The sequence below is a fragment of the Tabrizicola sp. genome, assembly GCF_041913445.1.
In the GTDB taxonomy this organism is placed as follows: domain Bacteria; phylum Pseudomonadota; class Alphaproteobacteria; order Rhodobacterales; family Rhodobacteraceae; genus Tabrizicola.
In genome coordinates, this window is record NZ_JAYSFG010000006.1 from 133,761 (window position 1) to 157,479 (window position 23,719).

Annotated in this window: 23 protein-coding genes; 8 read left to right on the forward strand and 15 right to left on the reverse strand. The window is 67.2% G+C overall.

Annotation, left to right across the window (positions count from 1 at the left end):
- Positions 1-127: 127 nt before the first annotated feature.
- From ACE3Q6_RS09425 to ACE3Q6_RS09445, 5 genes are all read right to left on the reverse strand, one after another.
- On the reverse strand, positions 128-1,255 hold the full coding sequence (locus ACE3Q6_RS09425) for an extracellular solute-binding protein (RefSeq protein ID WP_374431403.1): 1,128 nt from the start codon (positions 1,253-1,255) through the stop codon (positions 128-130).
- Positions 1,256-1,512: 257 nt separating this feature from the next.
- A complete protein-coding gene (modC, locus tag ACE3Q6_RS09430) occupies positions 1,513-2,595 on the reverse strand; it encodes a molybdenum ABC transporter ATP-binding protein (RefSeq protein ID WP_374431568.1) in 1,083 nt (360 codons plus the stop codon).
- Entirely contained in the window at positions 2,592-3,290 is a 699-nt protein-coding gene (gene modB / locus ACE3Q6_RS09435) for a molybdate ABC transporter permease subunit (RefSeq protein WP_374431404.1), read from the reverse strand. Before modB ends, modC begins: the two co-directional genes overlap by 4 nt.
- An 18-nt stretch (positions 3,291-3,308) precedes the next feature.
- Positions 3,309-4,052: a molybdate ABC transporter substrate-binding protein gene (gene modA / locus ACE3Q6_RS09440; protein ID WP_374431570.1), complete on the reverse strand. Its 744-nt coding sequence runs from the start codon at positions 4,050-4,052 to the stop codon at positions 3,309-3,311.
- 57 nt (positions 4,053-4,109) lie between these two features.
- Positions 4,110-4,472, reverse strand: a complete 363-nt coding sequence (locus tag ACE3Q6_RS09445; RefSeq protein WP_374431406.1) for a winged helix-turn-helix domain-containing protein — start codon at positions 4,470-4,472, stop codon at positions 4,110-4,112.
- Positions 4,473-4,578: 106 nt separating this feature from the next.
- Between ACE3Q6_RS09445 and ACE3Q6_RS09450 the strand changes: the two genes are divergently transcribed.
- The 7 genes from ACE3Q6_RS09450 to ACE3Q6_RS09480 all read left to right on the forward strand — a co-directional run bounded on the left by ACE3Q6_RS09450 (position 4,579) and on the right by ACE3Q6_RS09480 (position 11,813).
- Positions 4,579-5,601 carry a substrate-binding domain-containing protein gene (locus tag ACE3Q6_RS09450; RefSeq protein WP_374431408.1) on the forward strand — a complete coding sequence of 341 codons (1,023 nt, stop codon included), beginning with the start codon at positions 4,579-4,581 and terminating at the stop codon, positions 5,599-5,601.
- A gap of 135 nt (positions 5,602-5,736) precedes the next feature.
- Positions 5,737-7,014, forward strand: coding sequence for an ABC transporter substrate-binding protein (locus ACE3Q6_RS09455; protein ID WP_374431409.1), 1,278 nt, complete (start codon positions 5,737-5,739; stop codon positions 7,012-7,014).
- 110 nt (positions 7,015-7,124) lie between these two features.
- Positions 7,125-8,075, forward strand: a complete 951-nt coding sequence (locus ACE3Q6_RS09460) for a carbohydrate ABC transporter permease (protein ID WP_374431411.1) — start codon at positions 7,125-7,127, stop codon at positions 8,073-8,075.
- Complete coding sequence (locus ACE3Q6_RS09465; protein WP_374431412.1) at positions 8,072-8,905, forward strand: carbohydrate ABC transporter permease; 834 nt, start codon at positions 8,072-8,074, stop codon at positions 8,903-8,905. The genes ACE3Q6_RS09460 and ACE3Q6_RS09465 overlap by 4 nt, the downstream gene beginning before the upstream one ends.
- A 4-nt stretch (positions 8,906-8,909) precedes the next feature.
- Positions 8,910-9,911 carry an ABC transporter ATP-binding protein gene (locus tag ACE3Q6_RS09470; RefSeq protein ID WP_374431414.1) on the forward strand — a complete coding sequence of 334 codons (1,002 nt, stop codon included), beginning with the start codon at positions 8,910-8,912 and terminating at the stop codon, positions 9,909-9,911.
- A gap of 61 nt (positions 9,912-9,972) precedes the next feature.
- Entirely contained in the window at positions 9,973-10,758 is a 786-nt protein-coding gene (locus ACE3Q6_RS09475; protein ID WP_374431416.1) for a ThuA domain-containing protein, read from the forward strand.
- Positions 10,758-11,813: a Gfo/Idh/MocA family protein gene (locus tag ACE3Q6_RS09480; protein ID WP_374431418.1), complete on the forward strand. Its 1,056-nt coding sequence runs from the start codon at positions 10,758-10,760 to the stop codon at positions 11,811-11,813. The genes ACE3Q6_RS09475 and ACE3Q6_RS09480 overlap by 1 nt, the downstream gene beginning before the upstream one ends.
- A 90-nt stretch (positions 11,814-11,903) precedes the next feature.
- On the opposite strand, the gene ACE3Q6_RS09485 is transcribed toward ACE3Q6_RS09480, so the two are convergent.
- Both ACE3Q6_RS09485 and murD read right to left on the reverse strand, forming a co-directional pair.
- Positions 11,904-12,518: a hypothetical protein gene (locus tag ACE3Q6_RS09485; RefSeq protein WP_374431420.1), complete on the reverse strand. Its 615-nt coding sequence runs from the start codon at positions 12,516-12,518 to the stop codon at positions 11,904-11,906.
- Between the two features lie 21 nt (positions 12,519-12,539).
- On the reverse strand, positions 12,540-13,940 hold the full coding sequence (gene murD, locus ACE3Q6_RS09490) for a UDP-N-acetylmuramoyl-L-alanine--D-glutamate ligase (protein WP_374431422.1): 1,401 nt from the start codon (positions 13,938-13,940) through the stop codon (positions 12,540-12,542).
- Positions 13,941-14,057: 117 nt separating this feature from the next.
- Here murD and ACE3Q6_RS09495 point away from each other — a divergent pair, with 117 nt between their 5' ends.
- Positions 14,058-14,852, forward strand: coding sequence for an FkbM family methyltransferase (locus ACE3Q6_RS09495; RefSeq protein WP_374431425.1), 795 nt, complete (start codon positions 14,058-14,060; stop codon positions 14,850-14,852).
- A 42-nt stretch (positions 14,853-14,894) separates the two neighbouring features.
- Here ACE3Q6_RS09495 and ACE3Q6_RS09500 read toward each other — a convergent pair whose 3' ends face one another.
- The 8 genes from ACE3Q6_RS09500 to ACE3Q6_RS09535 form a co-directional block, all read right to left on the reverse strand.
- Complete coding sequence (locus ACE3Q6_RS09500; protein WP_374431427.1) at positions 14,895-15,665, reverse strand: imm11 family protein; 771 nt, start codon at positions 15,663-15,665, stop codon at positions 14,895-14,897.
- Between the two features lie 36 nt (positions 15,666-15,701).
- Entirely contained in the window at positions 15,702-16,784 is a 1,083-nt protein-coding gene (mraY, locus tag ACE3Q6_RS09505) for a phospho-N-acetylmuramoyl-pentapeptide-transferase (protein ID WP_374431429.1), read from the reverse strand.
- A complete protein-coding gene (murF, locus tag ACE3Q6_RS09510) occupies positions 16,785-18,224 on the reverse strand; it encodes a UDP-N-acetylmuramoyl-tripeptide--D-alanyl-D-alanine ligase (protein WP_374431431.1) in 1,440 nt (479 codons plus the stop codon). It lies immediately after the preceding gene.
- A 292-nt stretch (positions 18,225-18,516) separates the two neighbouring features.
- Entirely contained in the window at positions 18,517-19,998 is a 1,482-nt protein-coding gene (locus tag ACE3Q6_RS09515; RefSeq protein WP_374431433.1) for a UDP-N-acetylmuramoyl-L-alanyl-D-glutamate--2,6-diaminopimelate ligase, read from the reverse strand.
- Positions 19,999-20,010: 12 nt separating this feature from the next.
- Positions 20,011-21,801 carry a peptidoglycan D,D-transpeptidase FtsI family protein gene (locus ACE3Q6_RS09520; protein WP_374431436.1) on the reverse strand — a complete coding sequence of 597 codons (1,791 nt, stop codon included), beginning with the start codon at positions 21,799-21,801 and terminating at the stop codon, positions 20,011-20,013.
- Position 21,802: 1 nt separating this feature from the next.
- Complete coding sequence (locus ACE3Q6_RS09525) at positions 21,803-22,165, reverse strand: cell division protein FtsL (RefSeq protein ID WP_374431438.1); 363 nt, start codon at positions 22,163-22,165, stop codon at positions 21,803-21,805.
- Entirely contained in the window at positions 22,166-23,188 is a 1,023-nt protein-coding gene (rsmH, locus tag ACE3Q6_RS09530) for a 16S rRNA (cytosine(1402)-N(4))-methyltransferase RsmH (RefSeq protein ID WP_374431440.1), read from the reverse strand.
- A 4-nt stretch (positions 23,189-23,192) separates the two neighbouring features.
- Positions 23,193-23,702, reverse strand: coding sequence for a division/cell wall cluster transcriptional repressor MraZ (locus ACE3Q6_RS09535; protein ID WP_374431442.1), 510 nt, complete (start codon positions 23,700-23,702; stop codon positions 23,193-23,195).
- Positions 23,703-23,719: the final 17 nt, after the last annotated feature.

A 23,719-nucleotide genomic window follows, 5' to 3' on the forward strand; every position in this document is an offset into this window, starting at 1 on the left:
GACGCCCCGCCCCTGCAATGGGTATCGCCAGATTCTGCCCGGTCATGCGTCCAGGGCGACAGGGCCGCGCCCAAAAAAGTCACGCCGAGCCCTTTCGGACCCGGCGTGTCTTTCTTGTCGGCTGCGATCAGGCCGCCTTGTACTTGTCGGCGTATTCGGCGCGCTTGGCCAGGAATTCGGCCGACTGGTCGGGCCACCACCAGAGCTTGGACAGCGCCTCGTCGTTGAAGGTGCCGTTGTAGTAGGCGGCGACGTCGGGGCTCATCAGGTCGGACGCGCCCTTGCCCACCGGGTTCGACGAGAAGGCCGAAGCCCAGCCCGCCGCGCCTTCGGCGGTCGAGACGTATTTGACGAACTCATGCGCCTGTTCGACGTTGGCGGCGTTCTTCATCAGGACGAAGCCCTGGTGCCAGGCGAAGGCGCCCTCGGCCGGCGAGAGGTAGGCGTAGCCGTCGTTGCGCAGGTTGAAGCCGGTCGAATCCCAGCACAGGCCCACGGTCGCGCCGTTCGCGGTGAAGCCGGCGTTGGCCTCGTTCTCGCCCGACCACCACTGGACGACGTTGCCCTTGGCCTTGATCGCCTCGGCCAGCGCGATGTCCCAGAGTTCGGTCATCGCGGCCATGTCGCTGTAGCCGTCCATCCACGGGCGCGGCAGCTTGCCGGTCGCGTCGAGCCAGCGGCCCATCGCGGCCAGCGCCGAGTGCGGACGCAGCACGACCGAGTTTTCCGGGTTGAAGAGGTCACCCAGCGAGGCGGGCGAGGACAGTTTCGCGTCGGCGGTGTTGACCACCAGCGATTCCGTGCCCCAGTTCGACGGGACGTACTTCAGCGCGCCGCCGGGACGCGAGCGTTCGCCCGCCGCGCCATCGGCGAGACCGGGCAGGTAGTTGTCCATGGCCAGCTTCGATTCGTCCCAGGCGCCGAGAAGCCCGTTCGAATCCCAGGCGCCGACGCGGTCGATGGTCGGCTCGATCACGTCGATGCCGCCGGCTTCCAGCGCGACCTTGGCTTCACCGAACATGGTGTCCTGGTCAGGAAGTTCCTTGAAGTTGACCTTGATGCCGGTGGCGGCGGTGAAGGCCGGGAAGACCTTCTCGGCCAGCGCCGGATAGCCGGCCCAACCGGTGAAGTTGATCTCGCCCGACGAGGCCAGCGCCTTGGACGAGATGATCGCCGGCGCGGCGAGCAGGCCCGCACCCGCGGCGGAACCCTGCAGGAACCGGCGGCGGCTGAAGGCGGAGGTGGAGTGTTTCACGGTTAGTCTCCCTGGTTGATGTCAGAGGCGCGGGCTGTCCCCGGGTGTTCTGGTTCTTGCGGACGCGCGCTGCCAGCATAAGCACTGCCCCGTGTAACAGGACCTTGTCATGCTGTCAGGAACGCCCCCTGCGCCGCAGCTTAATCCGGCATCCACTGGCCCTGTCAACGATCCAATGCAGGCATACAACCGAAGGTGAGCGCGGACGCCGTCCGTGGTCGTTTTTCCAGCGGAATTCCGGGCTTCCAACCGATTCCTCAGGCCGAATCGGCCGGGTGGCGCGCGCCCACATCGGACTGGGCGACGGCCACCGATTTCAGGATGGCGTGGACGGCAAGCCCGGGTGCCAGGTCCAGCCCCTGGGCCGAGCGGCGGGTGATCCGCGCCAGCAGGAACTCGCCACCGAGGTCCAGCCGCACCAGCACCCCGGGTCCCTGCCCCTCGTGCAAGGCCGCGATGGTCGCGGGCAGGATGTTCAGCGCCGACAGACCCTCGGGCCGGCTCCGCGACAGGATCACGTCCTGTGCCGCGATCCGCACCCGAAGGACGCGGCCGGGCTCTCCTGCGACATGCGGCAGCCAGAGCGGCCCCGCCGCCGTCACCAGCCGGGTCAGACCGTCCCCCTCCTGCGCTGCGATTTGCGCCGTCAGCACCGCGCCAGCATCGCGCAAACCCAGAAGTGGCGCGGTCTCGGGGTCCGACAGCAGGTCAGCCGCCGGGCCGAAAGCCGCGACCCGGCCCGCCTCGATCACCGCGATGGAGGTGGCCAGCCGCGCGACCTCGGGCAGCGAATGGCTCACGTAGAGGATCGGCAGCCCGGTTTCGTCCCGCAGCGCCTCGATGTAGGGCAGGATCTCGGCCTTCCGCCCCTCGTCCAGCGCGGCGAGCGGTTCGTCCATGAGCAAAAGCCGGGGCCGCGACAGAAGCGCCCGGCCGATGGCGACGCGCTGCTTCTCGCCGCCCGACAGGGTCCCCGGCCGCCGTGCCAGAAGCGGGCCGATCCCCAGAAGGTCAACGATCCGGTCCATTCCCTGCGGCGGCTGACGGCGGACTCGGGGGCCGTAGGTCAGGTTCTGCGCCACGGTCAGATGCGGGAAAAGCCGCGCGTCCTGGAGGACATAGCCCACCTCGCGCCGATGCGGCGGCAAGTCGTGCAGCGCCACGCCATCCAGCACGATCCGCGCGCTTTCGGGGCGAAGGAGCCCCGCCACCGCATTCACGATACTGGTCTTGCCCGAACCCGACTTGCCGAAAAGACAGGTCAGCCCGCCCGGCAGGGTCAGATCCACATCCAGCCGGAAGTCTGCGAAGGCGTGGGCGATGCGGATTTCCAGCGTCATCGGCCCGCGATCCTTCTGGCGACCCGGCGTGACAGCCATTCCGATAGCGCCAGCGCCCCCATCGCCACCGCGACCGAGATCAGGACCAGTTTCAGCGCCGCCCCGTCGCCTCCCGGGACCTGCAGGAAGCTGTAGATCGCCGTCGGCAGGGTCTGCGTCTCACCCGGGATGTTGGCGACGAAGGTGATCGTCGCCCCGAACTCTCCCATCGCCTTGGCGAAGGCGAGGACCGCGCCTGCGATGAGGCCGGGCAGGATCAGGGGCAGCGTGACCGTGGCGAACACCACCGGACGCGAGGCCCCAAGGGTGGCAGCGGCCTCTTCCAGCTTCGGGTCTACCGCCTCGATCGCAAGCCGGATCGCGCGGACCAGAAGCGGGAAGGCCATCACGCCGGCGGCCAGCGCCGCGCCGGTCCAGCGAAAGGCGAAAGTGACGCCGAACCAGTCCCACAGAAGCGACCCGACCCAGCCTTGCCGCCCGAAGGTCAGAAGAAGAAGGTAACCGGTGACCACGGGGGGCAGGATCAGCGGCAGGTGGACAAACCCGTTCAGAAGCCCATGCCCCGGAAACCGCCAGCGCGCCAGAGCATAGGCCACCAGCAGGCCCAAAGGCAGACTGACCAACGTCGCCACCAGCGACACCTTGAGCGAAAGCGCCAGCGCCGTCGCGGCCTCGGGCGGAAGCCAGTCGGTCATGGCTCGCCACCGGGGGCGTCAGGGCAGCGGGGCAAAGCCATTGGCCTGGAACACCGCCTGCGCGGCGGGGGAAAAGAGATGGTCAAGGAACGCCGCCGCATCGTCGCCCGCCGTCAGGGTCAGCGCGGCGGGATAGACGATGGGCCTATGGCTGTCCTTGGGGAAAGTGCCGATCACCGTCACGCCCGGTTCGGCAATGGAATCCGAGGCATAGACGATGCCCAGGGGTGCCTCACCGAGAGCCACCAGTTTCAGAGCGGCGCGGACGTTTTCCGACTGCACCACGCTGGGTTCGACGGCCGCCCAAAGGCCTAGGCTTTCCAGCGCCTCTTTCCCATATTGGCCAGCCGGCACCGCATCGACAAGCGCCATCGACAGCTTGCCGCCATCGAGGAGCGCCGCAAGGTCAAGCGTCGCGTCGATGGTCACCGGCGCGGCCTCGCCATGCGCTACAAGGATCAGGCTGTTGCCGATCAAGTCGCGGCGGGTATCGGGCTTGATCAGAGCCTTGGCCTCAAGGTCGTCCATCCAGGCTTCCGAGGCCGAAACGAACAGGTCCGCGGGCGCGCCCTCGGCGATCTGTTTCGCAAGCGCCGGGGTGCCGCCGTAGGAGAGAGTGACCTTCGTGCCGGTTTCGGCGGTCCAGTCCTGCGCGATCTGGTCCAGCGCCGTCTTCAGGCTGGCGGCGGCAAAGACGGTGACATCGGCCAAAGCGGCCTGCGCAGACAGGATCAGGGCAAGGGCAGAGAGGGCCAGGCGCATGACGGGTCCGATATGTTCTGCCGAACATATGGCGCGGGGCTTGCGTGCGGGCAAGCGTTATTTCCCGTCGGCCATATCCCGCAGAAGCGCCGCCATCCGGGCGATTTCCGGCGCGGCGGCGACGTCCACGGCCGCCAGCATCGCGCGATAGGCGGACAGAACCTCCTGCCCCTCGGCGGTCAGCTGCGCCCCGCCGCCGCCCGCCCCGCCCCGGGCCGAGGCGACCAGCGGCGCGCGGAAGGCGGCGTTCATCTCCTCGACCAGCGCCCAGGCGCGCTTGTAGCTCATCCCCATCGCGCGGCCCGCGGCGGCGATGGAGCCGGTTTCCGCAATGCGCGCAAGGAGTTCACCCTTCCCCGGACCGAAGACCAGCCGGTCGCCGAAGAGAAGCCGCAGGCGCAGGGTGACGGGGTCCGACATGGGTGCAGAATTGCGGGGGACGCACGCGCTGGCAAGCCGATCCGGAAGATTCCGATTGATTTTCGCTTCCGAAATGTTTCGGATACCAGTCAAAGGGGTTTGGGTCATGGCGACACTCAAAGACATCGCACGGGCCTTGGATCTGTCGATCACCCAGGTCAGCCGGGCGCTGAACGACCATTCCGACGTGAACGAGGAAACGCGGCTGCGGGTGAAGGCCACGGCGCGGGCGATGAACTATCACCCCAACGCCTCGGCGCGGAAGCTGGTCTCGGGGCGGTCGGGGATGGTGGGGCTGGTGGTGCCGAACTACCGCAACATCGGCCAGGACCGGCTGTTCATGGAGGTGGTGGCGGGGCTGTCGACCCAGTTCTCGGGCCGGGGGATGCAGTTCGTCCTGCACATGATGGCCGAGCATGAACCCGCGCTGCCGACCTACCAGCGGCTGATCGGCAAGGCGATGCTGGACGGCTTCGTGCTGATCGACCCGCAGGACCAGGACCCCCGGATCGACTTCCTGCGCAAGGCCGGGATCTGCTTCGTCGTGCACGGGCGCAGCGGGAAGGTAATCGACTATCCGTATTTTGACATTGAAAATGAACAGCTTGCCTATGATCTGACCTTCCACCTGACCCAGCGCGGGCATCGCCGGATCGCCTTCCTGAACGGGCTTGCGGGACGGTCCTATGTCACGGTGCGGGAACAGGGCTATCTGCGGGCGCTGCAGGATGGCGGGGCCGAGGTCCTGCCGCACCTCCACCTCCACGGCGAGATGGACGAGGCGCACGGGCTGACCGACACGGTGCGCCTCTTCTCGGGCGACATGCCGCGCCCGACCGCAATCGTCTGCGGCAACGTCCGCCTGGCACAGGGGGTCTACCAGGCATTAGCCGCGCTTGGCCTGTCGGTGCCGGGCGACGTCTCGGTCGTGGCGCATGACGACGAATTGCCCGCGCTGCGCGCCTCGGCCTTTTTCCCCGCGCTCACCGTGACGAAATCCCCCCTGCGCGACAGTTGGGAGCCGCTCGCCGACTGCCTGGCTGGCGCGATCGAGGGCAAGCCGCTTGGAACGCTCCAACGGGTCGGAACCTACAGCTTCATCGAACGCAACTCGGTCGCCGCTCTGTGACAACCGGGAGGCGTACACGAATCGTTGACCGAAAGCGCTTTGGAGACTATGTTTTCCGAAACGTTTCGGGAAATCCGGGCGTTTTGCTATGAGAAAATGGCACGCCACACCGGCGGCCTTCTGGGAGGAAACCAAATGACCATCATGAAAGGCCGCGCACTCCGCGCGACCGCCACTGCCGCCATGCTCGCCGTCTTCGGCTCGCCGGTTGTCGCTGAAGAGCTGTTCTACGTCTCGGGCGCCGTCGGCAACGCGGTCGAGAACTTCAAGACCCTGGTGAAGCCCTGGGAAGAAGCCACCGGTAACACCGTGACCTTGGTGCCGATGCCGGCCTCGACCACCGACCAGTTCGGCCAGTACCGCCTGTGGCTTGCCGCCGGTGCCACCGACATCGACCTCTACCAGACCGACGTGATCTGGGCGCCGCAGCTCGCCGACCACTTCGTCGACCTGACCGAGGCTGCCAAGGACCTGGCGCCGCAGCACTTCCCCTCGATCATCGAATCGCAGACCGTGAACGGCAAGCTCGTCGCACTGCCGATCTTCACCGACGCGCCCGCGCTCTACTACCGCAAGGACCTGCTGGAAAAGCACGGCAAGACCCCGCCGAAGACCTGGGCGGAACTGGCCGAGACCGCCAAGTTCATCCAGGACGCCGAGCGCGCCGAGGGCAAGGCCGACATGTGGGGCTTCGTCTGGCAGGGCAACGCCTACGAAGGCCTGACCTGCAACGCGCTGGAATGGGTCAAGTCCTTCGGCGGCGGCCAGATCGTCGAGCCCGATGGCACGATCAGCATCAACAACGAGAACGCCGTCGCCGCGCTTGAGGCTGCGAAGTCCTGGGTCGGCACCATCTCTCCCGATGGCGTGCTGGCCTACCAGGAAGAGGAAGCCCGTGGCGTCTGGCAGACCGGCAATGCCGTCTTCATGCGCAACTGGCCCTATGCCTACGGCCTGGGCAATGGCGACGACTCGGCGGTCAAGGGCCTCTTCGGCGTGACCACCCTGCCGGTCGGCAAGGAAGGCGACAGCTCGGCGGCCACGCTCGGCGGCTGGAACGTCGCGGTTTCGAAGTACTCGACCAAGCAGGAAGCGGCCATCAGCCTCGCCCTGTACCTGGCCGGGCCGGAAGCCCAGAAGCAGCGCGCCATCGCGGAATCGAACCTGCCGACCATCATCTCGCTTTACGATGACGCCGACATCGCCGCCGCGCAGCCGATCATCCCGCAGTGGAAGGACGTGTTCCTGAACGCCGTGCCGCGCCCCTCGGCGCCGACGCTGGGCAAGTACAACGAGGTTTCGGCCAAGTTCTGGTCGGCCGTCCACAACACGCTGTCGGGCAACGGCTCGGCTGCCGAAAACCTGGAACTGCTTGAGGTCGAACTGACCGACATCAAGGGGTCGGGCTGGTAAGTCCTCCCGGACCTGACTGACCCCAAGGCGGGCGGCTTCTGAAAGGTGGGGGCCGCCCGCTTCTGCACTAACGGGTCTCGGAGGGGGACCCGGACACGGGGAGGGACATCATGGCAACGAATTCGGGGGGGCTCAGCCTTACCCAACAACGCCAGCGCGCGGCCTTCTGGTTCATCGCGCCCATGCTGGCAGCACTGTTCTTCGTCGCGGCCTGGCCGCTGATCCGCACGATCTGGTTCTCGCTGACCGACACCGCGCTGTCTGACCTTTATGGCGGGCAGTGGATCGGCTTCGACAACTACCTGTCGCTGCGCGTGCTGGAATCCGGCCGCTGGATCTGGCGCGGGACGCTGGTCGATCCGGCCTGGTGGAACGCCGTCTGGAACACGGTGCGCTTCGCCTTCGTCTCGGTCTTCTTCGAGACCGTGCTGGGCCTGATCGTGGCGCTGGTGCTGAACGCCGAATTCAAGGGACGCGGCTTCGTCCGCGCCGCGATCCTGATCCCCTGGGCCATCCCCACCATCGTTTCGGCCAAGATGTGGGCCTGGATGCTGAATGACCAGTTCGGCATCATCAACGACATCATGCTGAACCTTGGCCTGATCGACCAGAAGATCGCCTGGACCGCCTCGGTCGATACCGCGATGTATGCCGTCCTGATGGTCGACATCTGGAAGACCACGCCCTTCATGGCGCTTCTGATCCTCGCCGGCCTGCAGATGGTCCCGCGTGACATCTACGAGGCCGCGAAGCTCGACGGCATCAACCCGGTCAAGGTCTTCTTCAAGATCACCCTGCCGCTGATCCGCCCCGCGCTGGCCGTCGCGATCATCTTCCGGATGCTGGACGCGCTGCGGATCTTCGACCTGGTCTACGTGCTGACGCCCAACTCGGCCGCCACCAAGACCATGTCAGTCATCAGCCGCGAGAACATGATCGACTTCGACAAGTTCGCCTACGGGGCCGCGCAGTCGACGCTTCTCTTCGCCATCATCGCCGTCTTCGTCAGCCTCTACATCTGGCTGGGCAAGGTCGACCTTTCCGGGGAGGGCCAGAAATGACCGCGCAAAAGCTTCTGACCAACATCGCCTTCTACGCGCTTGTCGTGGTGATCGTCGTCTTCTCGGTCTTCCCGTTCTACTACGCGATCGTCACGTCGTTCTCGACGGGGACCGAGCTGTTCAAGGTCAACTACTGGCCCGCGTCCTTTGACTGGGGCAACTACACCCAGGTCCTCGGCGGGCGGAACTTCATCCAGTCCATCGTGAACTCGGTCTTCATCGCCACGACCACGGTCGTCTTCGCGCTGTTCCTGGCCGTCACCGCGTCCTACGCGCTGGCCCGGGTGCGGTTCCGGGGGCGGGGGCTTTTGCTGATGATGATCCTTGCCGTGTCGATGTTCCCGCAGATCGCCGTGCTGGCGGGGTTGTTCGAGCTTGTCCGCTTCCTTGGCATCTTCAACACGCCCTGGGCGATGATCATGTCCTACGTGATCTTCACCCTGCCCTTCACGGTCTGGGTGCTGACCACCTTCATGCGTGACCTGCCGGTCGAGATCGAGGAGGCCGCCATCGTCGACGGGGCAACCCCCTGGGTTATCATCACCAAGGTCTTCCTGCCGCTTCTCTGGCCCGCCCTGGTGACCACGGGCCTTCTGGCCTTCATCGGCGCCTGGAACGAGTTCCTCTTCGCCCTGACCTTCACCTCATCCGAGACGACCCGGACGGTGCCGGTGGCGATCGGCCTCCTCTCGGGCGCAAGCCAGCAGGAAATCCCCTGGGGTCCGATCATGGCGGCTTCGGTCATCGTGACCGTCCCGCTGATCATCCTCGTCCTCATTTTCCAACGCAAGATCGTCGCGGGTCTGACCGCGGGCGGCGTGAAGGGCTGACATCATGGCAAAGATCGAGTTGAAGAACGTCACCAAGTCCTACGGCGCCGTGCAGGTGATCAAGGGCATCGACCTGACCATCGAGAAGGGCGAGTTCATGGTCTTCGTCGGCCCGTCGGGCTGCGGGAAGTCCACGCTGCTGCGGCTGATCTCGGGGCTGGAAGAGATCACCACCGGCGACATGCTGTTCGACGGGGAAAGGGTGAACAACCTGATCCCGTCGAAGCGCGGCATCGCCATGGTGTTCCAGAGCTATGCCCTCTACCCGCACATGAAGGTCTACGACAACATGGCCTTCGGGATGAAGCTGGACAAGACCAGCGAGGGCGAGATCCGGAAGCGGGTGGAAAGCGCCGCCAAGCTCCTCCAGATCGACCACCTCCTCGACCGCCTGCCGAAACAGCTGTCCGGCGGCCAGCGCCAGCGGGTGGCCATTGGCCGCGCCATCGTCCGCGATCCCCGCGTGTTCCTGTTCGACGAGCCGCTGTCGAACCTCGACGCCGCGTTGCGGGTGCAGACGCGGCTGGAAATCGCGAAGCTCCACCATTCGATGTCCAACGTCACGATGATCTACGTGACCCACGACCAGGTGGAAGCCATGACCCTGGCCGACCGCATCGCCGTGTTGCGCGACGGGCGGCTGGAACAGGCGGGCACCCCGGCGGAGCTGTATGAGCATCCGAACTCGCTCTTCGTCGCGGGCTTCATCGGCAGCCCGAAGATGAACTTCCTGACCGGCAAATTCGCCGAAGCGGAAGGCTGCACCACCCTTGGCGTCCGCTCGGAACATCTGGACGTCGTCCCCTCCAGCCCCTGGACGGGCGAGGTCCTGCATGTCGAGGACCTGGGGTCGGACCACTTCCTCTTCGTGGAAATCGGCAGTGACGAGCCGGTCATCGTCCGCCGACCCGGCAAGGCCGACATCGCGGTGGGGACCACCGTCTCCATCGCGCCGAAGGCCGGGCACCTCTACCGCTTCGACGCCGACGGCAAGCCCGTCCGCTGAAACATACCCCGCGCGCCCGCGGTTTCCTTCGGGCGCGCATCCATTTCAAGGAGACTACCCTATGACCATACGAGTCACCGTTTGGGGCGAAAACGTCCATGAACAGAAGAACAAGGTGGTGGCCGAGGTCTATCCGAAGACCATGCACGGCACGATTGCCGAGTTCCTGAACAAGGAAGACGGCATCACCGCCTCGACCGTCACGCTGCAGGACCCGGAACACGGGATGACCGCGGCGAAACTGGCCGAAACCGACGTTCTGATCTGGTGGGGCCATGCCGCCCACGGCCAGGTCGAGGACGCCATCGTGGAACGCGTGGCCGAGGCCGTCTGGGCCGGCATGGGGATGATCTTCCTGCACTCCGCCCATTTCTCGAAGCCCTTCAAGCGCCTGATGGGCGCGCCCTGCAACCTGTCCTGGCGCGAAGCCGGTGAGAGGGAGCGTCTTTGGGTCACCAGCCGCCAGCACCCCATCGCCCGCGGCATCCCGGACCATTTCGAGATCGAATACGAAGAGATGTATGGCGAGCCCTTCGGCGTCCCGGAACCCCTGGAGACCGTCTTCGTCAGCTGGTTCCAGGGCGGCGAGGTGTTCCGCTCGGGCCTGACCTACCGGCGGGGCGCGGGGAACATCTTCTACTTCCGCCCCGGCCATGAGACCTACCCGACCTACCACCAGCCGCTGGTGCAGAAGGTGATCGCGAACGGCGTCCGCTGGGCCTACAACCCGGAAGCGCGGCTGGCCAAGCCCACCGACGCGCCCAACACCCCCATCGGCAAGACGCTGGAACCGCTGGAAGAACGCGGGCCCCGGCTCCATCATGACGGCGAGGCTGGATACCGCTGATGCAACCCGTCCGCATCCTGATCCTCGGCACCGGCGGCATGGCGCGGAACCATGCCGAAGCCTTCGCGGCCATCCCCGGCGTCACCCTCGTCGCCGGGATCGACACCCGCGCCGAGCAGCTTGCCGCCTTCCAGAAGGCGCACAACATTCCCCACGGCTTTGCCTCGGTTGGGGAGGCCATCGCCTGGGGCGAGTTCGACGCGGTGACGAACGTCACCCCGGACGCCGCCCACTACCCGACCACCCTGCCCTTCCTGCAGGCCGGGAAGCATGTCCTGTGCGAAAAGCCGCTTGCGACCAATGCCCGGGACGCCGATGAAATGACCGCCGCCGCCGCACAGGCGGGCGTCGTCAACATGGTCAACCTGTCGTACCGCAACGTGCCTGCGCTGCAGCACGCCGCGCAGATGGTGCGCGACGGGGCCATCGGCACGATCCGGCATTTCGAGGCCTCCTATCTGCAAAGCTGGCTCACCCAGCCCGCCTGGGGCCACTGGGACAAGGAGCCGCAATGGCTCTGGCGCCTGTCCACGAAGCACGGCTCCAAAGGCGTGCTGGGTGACGTGGGCATCCACATCCTCGACTTCGCCACCTTCATCGCCGGGATGGACGCGACGCAGGTCTCCTGCCTTCTCCAGACCTTCGACAAGGCGCCCGGCGGGCAGATCGGCGAATACGTGCTGGACGCCAATGACAGCGCCACGATGCAGGTGCGCCTCTCGAACGGCGCGCTTGGCACCGTCGCGGCGACGCGCTTCGCCACCGGCCACCTGAACGACCTGCGCCTGCGCCTTTACGGCCAGACCGGGGGGCTTGAGGTGCGTTTCGAGAAAGCCGTCAGCGCGCTGCGGGCCTGCCTTGGCGAGGACGTGCAGACCGGCACCTGGCATGACGTGGAATGCCCCCCGGTCCCCACGATCTACCAGCGCTTCATCTCGGCGATCCGCGGCGAAAGCGCCGCCGACCCCGACTTCGCCCGCGGGGCCGCCCTCCAGCGCCTCCTCGACCGCGCGGTGGATTCGGCCGATCAGGACGGGAAACTGCTGGCCGTGTAACCGACGCTTCGGGCCGGAGTTTTCGAAAACTCCGGTCCGGAGCCTTCAAAGGCTCCGTTGCGATTTCTTCGAAGAAATCGCCCCCTTGGTTCAGCGCCTTTCCCTTGGCTTGGCGGGCCCCAACCCCCGAAGGCTGATCCCGCTCTCCCCTGCGCTGCCCCGGATCAGGAAGCCCGGAGCCTGCACCTCGGGATGGGCTTCGGCCCAATCGCGGAACCTGTCGTTGGTCACGATCCGCGCGCCGAACTCCCGCGCGGTCTGCAAGAGGAAGGGGTCGGCCTGCGTCCCCTTCGCCACCACCAGCACCTGCCGCGCCTCGACCCCCAGCATCTTCGCAAACTCCTGGTCGTGCAGATAGCGCCCGAACAGCTTCCACCCCGCATTCGCGTCGAAGACCACACCGGGCACGTAGCCCAGCCTGCGCACCTGATCGACCACCTTGCGGACGGTCTCCAGGCTGGGCGTGTTGTCCTGCCAATGCATCACGTTCGACCCGTCGATCAGCAGCCAGTCTTCCTCGACCTCGCGCGCGGCAGGCCGCAGGCGGTGCCAGAGCCGGGGCAGAAGGAACAGGGCCGCAAGGAAGACCGCCAGAACCGCCATAGCGACGATTGCCTCGGTTCCGAGGTTCGACGGAACGGGTTCGACCGGAGGATCGATCCGGATCGTCTTCGAATCGAGAAGCGGAAGAAGCAGAGGACCCATGGCACCCTTACCCGACGGGGATCACCCGATCAGCGCCTTGACCTTTGCGGTGAAATCCTCGCCCCGCTTTTCGAAGTTCGGATACTGGTCGAAACTCGCGGCCGCCGGGGCGAGGAGCACGACCTCCCCGGCCTCAGCCTCCTCGGCGGCCCGGGCCACGGCGCGGTCCATCGTCTCGCAGATCTCATGCGGCAGGTCGCCCACCTGCAGCGCGAAGTCGCGGGCGGAGTGGCCGATGAAATAGGCCTTCACCACCGACCCGAGGAGGGGCTTCAGCGCAGCGATCCCGCCCTCTTTCCCAAGGCCTCCCGCGATCCAGCGGATCTTCGGGAAGGCCTGCAGCGCCTTCGCAGCCGAATCCACATTGGTGGCCTTGGAGTCGTTGATGAACCGCACCCCGCCGCGTTCGCCGACCAACTGGCTGCGGTGCGGCAGACCGGCGAAGCTGTGCAACGCCCCCTCTATAAGCTTCGGCGCGATCCCTAGCGACCGGCAGGCCGCATAGGCCGCGCAGGCGTTCTGGTGGTTGTGGGCACCCGGCAGCCCCTTCACCTCGCGCAGGTCGATCGAGGCCACCTGCCGCCCCTTCCGCCATTCGGCGAGGAACCCCTTCCGGGCAAAGACCGACCAGCCGAAGCCTTCGAGCTTCTGGCCGGAGGAGACGCGGATCACCCGGTCATCGCCCGCCCCCTGCGCCAAGGCGCCCGCGAGATACCGCCCCTCGACCTCATCCACGCCCACCACGGCGCGGTCCGGTCCGCCCAGCGTGAAGAGCCGCGCCTTGGCCGCGAAGTAACCGCCCATCCCACCATGCCGGTCCAGGTGGTCGGGCGAGAGGTTGGTGAAGACCGCCACGTCCGGCGTGAGCGCCCGGGCCAGTTCCGTCTGGTAGGAGGACAGCTCCAGCACCACCACCTCGCCATCCTGCGGCGGGTCGATGCTGAGCACCCCCTTACCGATGTTCCCGGCCATCTGCGTCGGTTTCCCGGCGACCTGCAGGATATGGTGGATCAGCGCCGTCGTCGTCGACTTGCCGTTCGAGCCCGTCACCGCCACCACCTTGGGCGGGGTCTCCATCTCGTCCCACTCCGGCCCCGCGGCGCTTTGGAAGAAAAGGCCGATGTCGTTGTCGACCGGGATCCCAAGCTCCAGCGCGCGGGCGATGATCGGGTTCGGCGTGGGATACAGATGCGGGATTCCGGGCGAGGTGACGAGGCAGGCCATCCCCTCCAGGCTCGCGTTGCGCGTCAGGTCGGTCAGGGTGAACCCCTCCGCCTCGGCCTTCGCGCGTGCCTCGGGGCTGTCGTCCCAGAGGAGCGGCTCGGCCCCCCCGGCCCGCAGGGCGGCCGCCGTGGCCAGACCCGACCGGCCCAGGCCCAAGACCCCGACCTTCGCCCCCATGTAGCCCTTCACCGGGATCATGCGCCCACCCCCATCTGCTTGCTCCGAAGGGATAGGCGAGGCGCGGGCAAAGGGAAAGGGGAGCCGCTTCCGCTTTGCGCTGCGCCTCTCTAGTCTTGGCGGTGGAAGGAGCAAGCCATGCAGGCGCAGATCCCCGTCTTTCCCCGCGTCGAGACCCGGTTCGGGCCGATGTTCACCCTGCAGGGCGACACGGTGATCGGCCGGTCGCTGCGGGTCTATGGCGAATTCGCGGGCGACGAGGTGGATACGATCCTGTCTTTGGCGCGGCCGGGGGATCATGTGCTGGACCTCGGGGCGAACATCGGGTTTCACACGCTGGGATTGGCGCGCAGGGTCGGACCGCAAGGCCAGGTGACCTCGGTCGAGCCGCAGCGCTACTGCTTCCAGCTTCTCTGCGCCAACGTCACGCTGAACCAGCTGCCGTGGGTCCATTGCCTGCGCGCCGCGGTGGGCGACGCGGACGGGACATGCCAGGTGCCGGTGGCCGACCCTTCCCATCGCCAGAACGTGGGCGCGACCCAGGTCTCGCTGGAGCCGGGCGCGGGACCGTCGGACACGGTGCCGCTCGTCACGGTGGACAGCCTTGGACTGGCGCGCTGCGACCTGATCAAAGTGGACACCGAGGGCTTCGAGGACCGGGTCGTCGAAGGTGGACTGGACACCCTGTCGCGCCTGGAGCCCGTCCTTTATGTCGAGGTCCACGACCGCGAGAAGCTGCAGCGCCTGATGGGCCGGCTGAAACCGCTGGGCTATGGCCTGACGCTGCACCGCACGGTCTTCTTGCGCGAAACGAACCCGGCGGGCGAGGCTGCGAATATCTTCACCCCCACTGCCGGCGGCACCGCCCTGATCGCCCTGCCACCGGGACGAACCCTGCCCGATGGCCTGCCGGGAGTGCTGCGTCCGCTGTGACATCGCCGGGTTATGGCTGCTGCAGGGACCGAAGCGACCCGGTCACGGCCCCTTGCGGTGGAACAGCACCCGGATGATGTTCCCCAGGCCGCGCTTCACGACCGGCACATCGCGGACGGGCCGCGGACGGTCCTCCGCCTCGGGTGGCAGTCCCGCCACCAGGTTCTGCTCGTGGAACCTGACGTTGCGCAGGCCGATGCCCTTCAGCGCCTCGCGGAGCGTGCCAGAGCAGAACCAGGCGTTGTAGTAGTCCGGCGTGTACCAGAGGTGACAGTCCCGCACCTGCTCGGCACGGATCGTCAGGGCCTTGTCCAACACATCCCCACTGCTGGCCAACGCCACGTGCCGCGGGTGCAGCCGCTTGTAGACTGACCCCTCGTGCGGCGGGCTCATCCGTGAATGCTCGGCACTGATCGTCCCGACCAGCGCCCTGCCCCAGGCCAGACCGAAGTAGCGGTGCTCGGACGGGCGGCCATCGGCATGCTGGACCGGAATCTCGGGTGTGAAGGCGTGGATTCCGGGTTCGAGCATCTCGATGATCGCGCGGATGTCCGCGCTGACGGCGATCCATTCGTTCTGGCTTAGAAGCTTCGGGATCGCCTTCATCTCGCGGTTCAGCCGCAGGGTCCGCGGGACGTAAAGCCCTGACTCCAGATCGGCCCGGTCCCCGAAATGGCGAGAGAACGGCCGCCGTCGTTCGGTCTGGAAGAAGGTGGGCTCTGCATTCCAGTCAGGCTCGACCGAGAAGGTCGGGCTGTCATGCCGCTCAACTCCGGTCCGGAAGCTGAAGACCCGTTCCTTGGCTTGGCTCACCCCTTACTCCGTCGACACTTGGAAACCCTGTAACCGTCACCTTACCTTCAACGTCGCCAGACCGATCATCGCAAGGATCAGGCTGATGATCCAGAACCGGATCACGATCTGCGGCTCGGCCCAGCCCTTCTTCTCGAAATGGTGGTGGATCGGCGCCATCAGGAAGATCCGCTTCTTGGTGCGCTTGTAGTAAAGGACCTGGATGATAACCGACAGCGCCTCAACCACGAAAAGGCCGCCGACGATCGCGAGCACGATCTCGTGCTTGGTGCAGACCGCGATGGCCCCCAGCGCCCCGCCCAGGGCCAGCGATCCTGTGTCGCCCATGAAGACCGCCGCTGGTGGCGCGTTGTACCAGAGGAAGCCGAGCCCACCGCCGAAGAGTGCGGCCGCGAAGATCAGCAGCTCCGAGGTGCCGGGGACGTAGTGCACGTCAAGATACTGGGTAAAGTCGACCCGGCCCACGGCATAGGCGATGATCCCCAGCGTCCCGCCCGCGATCATCACGGGCATGATCGCCAGCCCGTCGAGACCATCGGTCAGGTTCACGGCATTGGCCGCACCGACGATCACGATCATCCCGAAGGGCACGAAGAAAAGGCCAAGATTGAAAAGCGCATCCTTGAAGAAGGGGAAGGCCAGCTGGTTCGTCAGTTCAGGCGGATGGAACATCGAGGCCGCATAGGCCGCCAGTGCCGCGATCAGAAGGCCAAGGCCCATCCGCACCTTGCCCGAGACGCCCTTGGTGTTCTGTTTCGTCACCTTCGCATAGTCGTCAGCGAACCCGATCAGGCCGAAGGCCAGCGTCACCAGGATCACGATCCAGACGAAGGGATTGTCCAGTCTTGCCCACAGGAGCGTGGACACCATCAGCGCCGACAGGATGAGGAGGCCCCCCATCGTCGGCGTCCCGGCCTTGGACAGGTGCGACTGCGGGCCGTCGTCGCGGATCGGCTGGCCCTTGCCCTGCTTGCGCCGCAGCAGGTCGATCAGCGGACGCCCGAAGAGAAAGCCGAAAAGAAGCGCCGTCACGAACGCTCCGCCCGCGCGGACGGTGATGTAGCGGAACAGGTTGAAGACCCCGCCCCCGTCCCCGAAATCGGCAAGCCAGTAAAACATTTAAAGCGTCCCTTCCTTCGGCGCTGCGGCCTGCCCCATTTTTCTCAAGACGTCAACGACGAGGCTGACCTTCGACCCCTTGGACCCTTTCACCAGAAGGATGTCGCCGGCGTCGATCAGGCTGCGGGCCCTGGGCGCGAGGTCCTGGGCCGTTTCGACCCATTCGCCCCGCTGCTGGCGCGGCAGGGCATCGTGAAGCGCCTTCATCCGGGGTCCGACGCAGTGGATCACATGCACCGCCGCCAGGCCCGGATGCCGGGCGATGGCCGCGTGCAGCTCGGCCTCGGTCGGCCCAAGCTCCAGCATGTCGCCCAGGACCGCGATCCGGCGGCCGCCGCCCACGCGACCGATGCCGTCGACCGGCTTTGCCGCGATCAGCACGTCCAGGCTTGCCGCCATCGAGGCCGGGTTGGCGTTGAAGGCGTCGTCGATCAGGTCGAAGAAGGTCTCTTCGACGATATCCAGCACGATCCGCTCTCTCTGGCCCCGCCCCGCAGGGGGCATCCAGCGGCCAAGGTCATGCGCCGCGATCATCGGGTCGGCCCCCAGCGCCTCGGCCACCGCCAGCGCGCCAAGCGCGTTCAGGACGAAGTGACGGCCAGGGGACGAGACCTTGAAGAGCACCGGCTCGCCGCGGCGGCTGGCCTGGCAGACCGTCGCCTCATCGGCGATCTGGGCCGAGAGGAGGCGGTAGTCCGCGCCCTCGGCCGTCCCGAAGCTGACCGGCTTCGCGCCCACCTCCAGCGCCTTCCCGCGCAGGATCGGGGCCCATTCGATGTCGGCGTTGAAGACCGCCACCGCGCCGAGTTTCAGCCCGTCGAAGATCGAGGCCTTCTCATGCGCGATCCCCTCGACGCTGTCGAACGCCTCCAGATGCGCAGGCGCGACCGTGGTGACCATCGCCACGTCGAGCTGCGCCAGCCGGGCCAGGGGCGCGATCTCGCCGGGGTGGTTCATCCCGATCTCGATCACCGCGAAATCCGCGTCCGCGGGCATCCGCGCGAGAGTCAGCGGCACGCCCCAGTGGTTGTTGTAGCTGGCTTCCGCCGCATGGGTCCTGCCCTGCCCCGACAGGATCGCGCGCAGCATCTCCTTGGTCGAGGTCTTGCCGACCGACCCCGTGACCCCCACCACCCGCGCCTTCGTCCGGGCCCGCGCGAAAGCCCCAAGACTCTCCAGCGCCTTCAGCACATCCGGCACGATCAGCAACGGCGCATCTGCGGCCACGCCCTCGGGCACGCGGGACACAAGCGCCGCCGCCGCGCCCTTCTCCAGCGCCTGAGCGACGAAATCATGCCCGTCCCGCACATCCTTGAGCGCGACGAACAGCTCACCCGGCTGCAGCGTCCGCGTGTCGATCGAGACACCCGTCGCCTGCCAGGGCCGCGTCACCCGCCCGCCCGTCGCCTTGGCTGCGTCGTCAGAGGTCCAGAGGGTCATGCGCATCCTCCAATCGAGAAGCGCGACGGTTGCCCCAAGCGCTTCCCTCCCCCCCCGTGGGGGAGGGATAGGGTGGGGGGGGCGGTCGACAAAAGTGCCCGCGGGGTGGTCAGCGCGGGGGGGGGGGGCGCCGCCCCCCCCCCCCCCCCCCCGGGGGGGGGGCGCGCCCCCCCCCCCCCCCCGGCCCCCCCCCCCCCGCCCCCCCACCCCCCCCACCCAAGACCCCAGCCCCCCGCGGGGGGAGGGAGGCACCCGGCCCCGACCTTGCACCACGCTACCTGCGCGCAGACCATCAGATCACCCCATCCAGCGCGGCCACGGCGACGCTGGCCTGTTCCACGTCGTCGAAGGGGTAGACGTCGGTGCCCACGATCTGACCGCTTTCGTGGCCCTTGCCCGCGATCAGGACCGCATCGCCCGGCAAGGCTGCATCCACCGCCCGCAGGATCGCCTCGGCGCGGTCGCCGACCTCGTTCGCCTCGGGACAAGCGGCCAGGATCGCCGCGCGGATGGACGCGGGGTCCTCGGTGCGGGGATTGTCGTCGGTCACGTAGAGCACATCGGCATGGGCCTTGGCCGCTGCGCCCATCAGGGGCCGCTTGGTCCGGTCCCGGTCGCCGCCCGCGCCGAAGACGACGATGATCCGGCCCATCACATGCGGCCGCAAGGCGCGCAGGGCCGTCTCGATGGCGTCCGGCGTATGGGCGTAATCCACGTAGACCGCCGCCCCGTTCTTCCGTGTGGCGGCCAGCTGCATCCGTCCCCGGACGCCCGTCAGGCGCGGCAGCACGCCCAGCACCGTCTCGGGCGCATCGCCCGCCGCGATGGCAAGGCCCGCCGCCACGGCCACGTTCTCCGCCTGGAACGCCCCGATGAGCTGAAGCCGCGTCTGGAAGGCGCGCCCTTGCCACAGGTAGCGCACCTCCTGCCCCGTCGCGTCGGGCCGGCTCGCGGCGATCTGCAGGTCCGCCCCCTGTCCCTTTCCAACGGTCAGGACACGCAGACCCCGATTCAGCGCCAGTTCCGCCATGTCGGACCCGCGCGCGCCGTCCAAGTTCACCACCGCCACCCCGTCCTCCGGGAGCAACCGGGTGAAAAGCTGGGCCTTGGCCTCGAAATAGGCCTCCATCGTGCCGTGATAGTCGAGATGGTCCTGCGTCAGGTTGGTGAAGCCCGCCGCCTTGAGCCGCACCCCGTCCAGCCGCCGCTGGTCGATCCCGTGGGAGGAGGCCTCCATCGCCGCATGGGTCACGCCCCCCTGCGCCGCCGCCGCGAGAAGCTTCTGCAACGTCACCGGGTCGGGCGTCGTGTGCCCGCTTGGGGCCGTCCAGGCCCCCTCGATCCCCGTCGTGCCGATGTTGATCGCCTCATGCCCGAGAGCCGCCCAAATCTGCCGGGTAAACGTCGCCACGGACGTCTTCCCGTTCGTCCCGGTCACCGCCACCATCACCTCGGGCTGCGCGCCGAACCACAGCGCCGCGGCACAGGCGAGGGCCGCCCGAGGGTCCTCGGCCACCACCAGCGCCACGTCGCTGTCGGCCAGAGCGTCAGCTGCCATCCGCGCGCCCTCGGCATCGGTCAGGATCGCCGCCGCGCCCTGCTCCAGCGCCATGCCGATGAACTTTGCGCCATGCACGGCCGTCCCCGGCAGCGCGGCGAAAAGCATCCCCGCCCGCACCGCCCGGCTGTCTGCCGTCACCCCCGACAGCGCCGGATCGCGGCCGGCCCGGGCGGTCAGCCCAAGGTCGGATAGCCGTGTCGCGCGCGCTGTCATCGGATACCCCCGTCAGTTGCTGGCGGCAGTTACCGCATCCACGGCGACAGGTTCAAGCTTGGGTCGAAGACCCATGAGCGGCGCGACGCGACGGATGATCTCGGATGCGACCGGAACCGCCGTCCAGCCCGCCGTCCGCCGCGTCTCGGAAAGCGTGTCATCCTGCGGCTCGTCCAGGGTCACGATCAGCACATACTGGGGATTGCTGGCCGGGAACATCGAGGCGAAGGTGTTCACGACCTTGTCATCGTAGTAGCCACCCGATTTCTTCGGCTTGTCCGCCGTCCCGGTCTTGCCCGCGACCTCGTAGCCCGGCACTTCGCCCAGGGAGGCCGTGCCCTCGGTCACCACGCGGCGCAGCATCGCGACCGAATCCATCGCGGTCTTCTCGCTCATCACCCGGACGCCCGTGGTCGGGCCTTCCCGCTTCAGAAGCGTGGGCTTGATCATCACGCCACCGTTGGCAATGGCCCCATAGGCCGCCGCAAGATGCATCGGACTTGCCGACATGCCATGACCGTAGGAGGTGGTGATGGTCACGATCTCGGGCCATTTCTTCGGGATCAGGGGCTTCGCACCCGGGGCCTCGATCAGCTCCAGCGGCGTCGGCTCGAAGAAGCCCAGCGACTTGAGGAAGGCCTGCTGCCGCAGGGGCCCGATCATCAGCGCGATATGCGCGGTGCCCACGTTCGAGGATTTGGCGATGACGTCAGTGACCGACAGGAGCGGGCCATAGTTCTTGCCCTCGAATTCCTTGATCTTGTGGCGGCCCCACTGCATCGGCGCGTTGGCGTCCACCATCGTCTCGGGCGTCACCAGACCCAGCTCCATCGCCTGCGCGGCGGCGAAGATCTTGAAGGTCGAACCAAGCTCGTAGACCCCCTGCACCGCGCGGTTGAAAAGCGGGCTGTCGCCGGGCTCGGCATTCTTGTCGACCAGCGGGTTCGGGCGGTCGTTCGGATCGAAGGTTGGCAGCGAGGCCAAGGCCAGCACCTCGCCCGTGCGCGCATCCATCAGGATCGCCGCCGCGCCCTTGGCGTTCAGCATGGTCATGCCGGCGTAAAGCACTTCCTCGATGGTCGATTGCAGCGTCAGGTCAATGGACAGCGTCAGGGGCTTGCCACCCTGCGCCGGGTCGCGGAGGCGTGCATCCAGCGCCTTCTCGATGCCCGCGGTGCCGATCACCTCGGCCGAATGGACGCCTTCCGCGCCGAAGGACGTTCCGCCCAGCACATGGGCCGCGAGGGCTCCGTTCGGGTAAAGCCGCATCTCGCGCGGGCCGAAGAGAAGGCCGGGATCGCCGATCTCGTGCACCTTCTGCATCTGCTCGGGGCTCAGGACCTTGCGGATCCAGACGAAGCTGCGGCCATCGGTGAAGCGGCGCTCCAGCGCCTTGGCGTCAAGCTCGGGGAAGATCTCGGCCAGTTTCACGGCCGTCCCCTTGGGGTCAACCATCACCTTCGGGTGCGCGTAAAGCGCGTGGGTGGTCATGTTCGTCGCCAGCACGCGGCCATTGCGGTCGGTGATGTCGGCGCGTTGCGCAATGATCTCGGCGCCGGGGGCGCTGGCGCGGGGTTCCTGCGGCTCGGTCGCGGCCATCAGGCCCATCCGCGCGCCAATGGCGCCGAAGGCGATGACGAAGCTTGCACAAAGGATCATCAGCCGGAACTGCGCCCGGCCCCGCGCCTTTTCGCGCATCGCCTCGTGGCGGAGCTTCAGGTTCTCCTTCTCGATCACGTCGGGGTTCAGCCCTTCCTGGCGGGCGTGAAGGATGCGGGCAAGCGGGCGAAGCGGGGTGCGCATGTTACAGGCCCTCCGGTCCGGCGGGGTCGGTGAGAGTGCCCTGGACATCCTGGCTGAAGCTGATGTCAGGCAGTTTCGGTGCCGGATAGGCCACCTGCGCCGCCGTGCCGAACTGGCTTGGTTCCATCGGCAAAAGGCCCAGCCGGTCGAAGTTGACCGTGGCCAGTTCGCGCAAGCGATCCGGGCGGTTGAGGTAGGCCCATTCCGCCTTCTGCACCGTCAGCGCCTCGCGCAGGCCGACGATCTGGCGTTGCAGCGCCTCGACCTCCTTCAGCGCGGCCTGGGTCGCATAGTTCTCGCGGTAGGCCCAGAAGCCCAGCGCGATCAGGCCAAGGAAGGAAAGCACGTACAACACGGGGCGCATCTAGCGGCGTCCTTTCTTCTGGATTTCCGGCAGGCCGAGGTCGGCCGGTTGAAGCGTCTTTGCGCGGGCCGCTGTCCGCCGCCCTACCCGCAGCTTGGCCGAGCGCGCGCGGGGATTGCGGGCGATTTCGGCCTCGTCGGGGGCCACGGCCTTGCGGGTGACCATCTCGAACCTTGCGGTGGTGTCGGCCTTCGCGGGGGCATAGCGGTTGGCATTGGCCTCGTGGCCCGAGGCAAGCTGGAAGAACCGCTTCACGATCCGGTCCTCCAGGCTGTGGAAGGTGACCACGGCCAGAAGGCCACCGGGCTTCAGCGCCCGTTCGGCGGCATTCAGCCCCTCGGCCAGTTCCTGGAATTCCGTGTTCACCGCGATGCGGATCGCCTGGAAGCTGCGCGTCGCGGGATGGCTTTGCCCCGGCTTCGGGCGCGGCAGGCACTTCGCCACGATCTCGGCGAGCTTCGCCGTGGTTTGGATCGGCTCCACCGCCCTCGCCGCGACGATGGCATGGGCGATCCGGCGCGAGGCGCGTTCCTCGCCGTAGTGGTAAAGGATGTCAGCCAGCACGCCTTCGTCGGTCGTGTTCACCAGGTCCGCCGCCGAAGGCCCGGACTGGCTCATCCGCATATCGAGCGGGCCGTCCTTCATGAAGGAGAACCCCCGCTCCGCCTGGTCCAGCTGCATGGATGAGACCCCAAGGTCCAGGACCACCCCGTCCAGAGCCTCGCCCGCCAGGTCATCCAGGTCGGAAAACGTCCCCGCCACCAGCCGCACCCGGTCGCCATAAGCGCCGGCCCAACCCTCGGCCATCGACAGGGCCAACGGATCGCGGTCCACCCCGATCACCCGGTCAGCCCCGGCCTTCAGAAGCGCGCGCGTATACCCACCGGCCCCCAGCGTCCCGTCCAGCCAGACGCCCTGGACAGGAGCGCATTCCCGCAGGATCGCGTCGATCAGAACCGGAACATGAGGATCGTCATTGGACGGGCGGCCAGTTTCCGAGGACCGGGGCAGCGGACCCTTCATCGACCTACCCCGCCCGCTTGTGCCGCCCGACAAGGGTCAGCGGGTCGATGTCGTCGTCTTCGTCGTCCTCGGCCAGTTCCGCGTCATAGACCTCGCGGCGGTAGAGCCGGAAACGGTTGGTGAAACCCGCAAAGGCCGCCTCGCCGCCGCCAGCCAGGTCGTCACCGTGAAATCCCATCTTTTCCCGCACCTGAGGCGGCAGGACGATCCGCCCCTCGCCATCGACCTCGACCATCACCGACCGGCTGATCAGGTCGCGTTCGGCGCGCGTCCGTTCCTTCGAGCCAAGCTCCATCGACTCGATGTCCTCGGCCAGTCGGTCCGCGCCCTGCTTGGAATAGCATTCGACGAAGTTCCGCGCCTTGCCGCCATAGACCATGTAAAGCCGGGGGCGCTGCGAGTTCGAGGCCAGCGGATCGTCGGCGAGGAGAATGGCGCGGAAGGCGGCCGGGATCGAGACCCGCGCCTTCCCGTCTACCTTCTGGTAGAACTCGCCTCTGAATGCCTCTGCCATTGCCTGGCCTTTTCAAA

Coding starts and splice junctions, on each gene's coding strand:
- modC (WP_374431568.1), bottom strand. CDS start 2,595: ATGACGCTGGAAATCCGCATCGCCCACGCCTTCGCAGACTTCCGGCTG.
- modB (WP_374431404.1), bottom strand. CDS start 3,290: ATGACCGACTGGCTTCCGCCCGAGGCCGCGACGGCGCTGGCGCTTTCG.
- modA (WP_374431570.1), bottom strand. CDS start 4,052: ATGCGCCTGGCCCTCTCTGCCCTTGCCCTGATCCTGTCTGCGCAGGCC.
- ACE3Q6_RS09445 (WP_374431406.1), bottom strand. CDS start 4,472: ATGTCGGACCCCGTCACCCTGCGCCTGCGGCTTCTCTTCGGCGACCGG.
- ACE3Q6_RS09450 (WP_374431408.1), top strand. CDS start 4,579: ATGGCGACACTCAAAGACATCGCACGGGCCTTGGATCTGTCGATCACC.
- ACE3Q6_RS09455 (WP_374431409.1), top strand. CDS start 5,737: ATGACCATCATGAAAGGCCGCGCACTCCGCGCGACCGCCACTGCCGCC.
- ACE3Q6_RS09460 (WP_374431411.1), top strand. CDS start 7,125: ATGGCAACGAATTCGGGGGGGCTCAGCCTTACCCAACAACGCCAGCGC.
- ACE3Q6_RS09465 (WP_374431412.1), top strand. CDS start 8,072: ATGACCGCGCAAAAGCTTCTGACCAACATCGCCTTCTACGCGCTTGTC.
- ACE3Q6_RS09470 (WP_374431414.1), top strand. CDS start 8,910: ATGGCAAAGATCGAGTTGAAGAACGTCACCAAGTCCTACGGCGCCGTG.
- ACE3Q6_RS09475 (WP_374431416.1), top strand. CDS start 9,973: ATGACCATACGAGTCACCGTTTGGGGCGAAAACGTCCATGAACAGAAG.
- ACE3Q6_RS09480 (WP_374431418.1), top strand. CDS start 10,758: ATGCAACCCGTCCGCATCCTGATCCTCGGCACCGGCGGCATGGCGCGG.
- ACE3Q6_RS09485 (WP_374431420.1), bottom strand. CDS start 12,518: ATGGGTCCTCTGCTTCTTCCGCTTCTCGATTCGAAGACGATCCGGATC.
- murD (WP_374431422.1), bottom strand. CDS start 13,940: ATGATCCCGGTGAAGGGCTACATGGGGGCGAAGGTCGGGGTCTTGGGC.
- ACE3Q6_RS09495 (WP_374431425.1), top strand. CDS start 14,058: ATGCAGGCGCAGATCCCCGTCTTTCCCCGCGTCGAGACCCGGTTCGGG.
- mraY (WP_374431429.1), bottom strand. CDS start 16,784: ATGTTTTACTGGCTTGCCGATTTCGGGGACGGGGGCGGGGTCTTCAAC.
- murF (WP_374431431.1), bottom strand. CDS start 18,224: ATGACCCTCTGGACCTCTGACGACGCAGCCAAGGCGACGGGCGGGCGG.
- ACE3Q6_RS09515 (WP_374431433.1), bottom strand. CDS start 19,998: ATGACAGCGCGCGCGACACGGCTATCCGACCTTGGGCTGACCGCCCGG.
- ACE3Q6_RS09520 (WP_374431436.1), bottom strand. CDS start 21,801: ATGCGCACCCCGCTTCGCCCGCTTGCCCGCATCCTTCACGCCCGCCAG.
- ACE3Q6_RS09525 (WP_374431438.1), bottom strand. CDS start 22,165: ATGCGCCCCGTGTTGTACGTGCTTTCCTTCCTTGGCCTGATCGCGCTG.
- rsmH (WP_374431440.1), bottom strand. CDS start 23,188: ATGAAGGGTCCGCTGCCCCGGTCCTCGGAAACTGGCCGCCCGTCCAAT.
- ACE3Q6_RS09535 (WP_374431442.1), bottom strand. CDS start 23,702: ATGGCAGAGGCATTCAGAGGCGAGTTCTACCAGAAGGTAGACGGGAAG.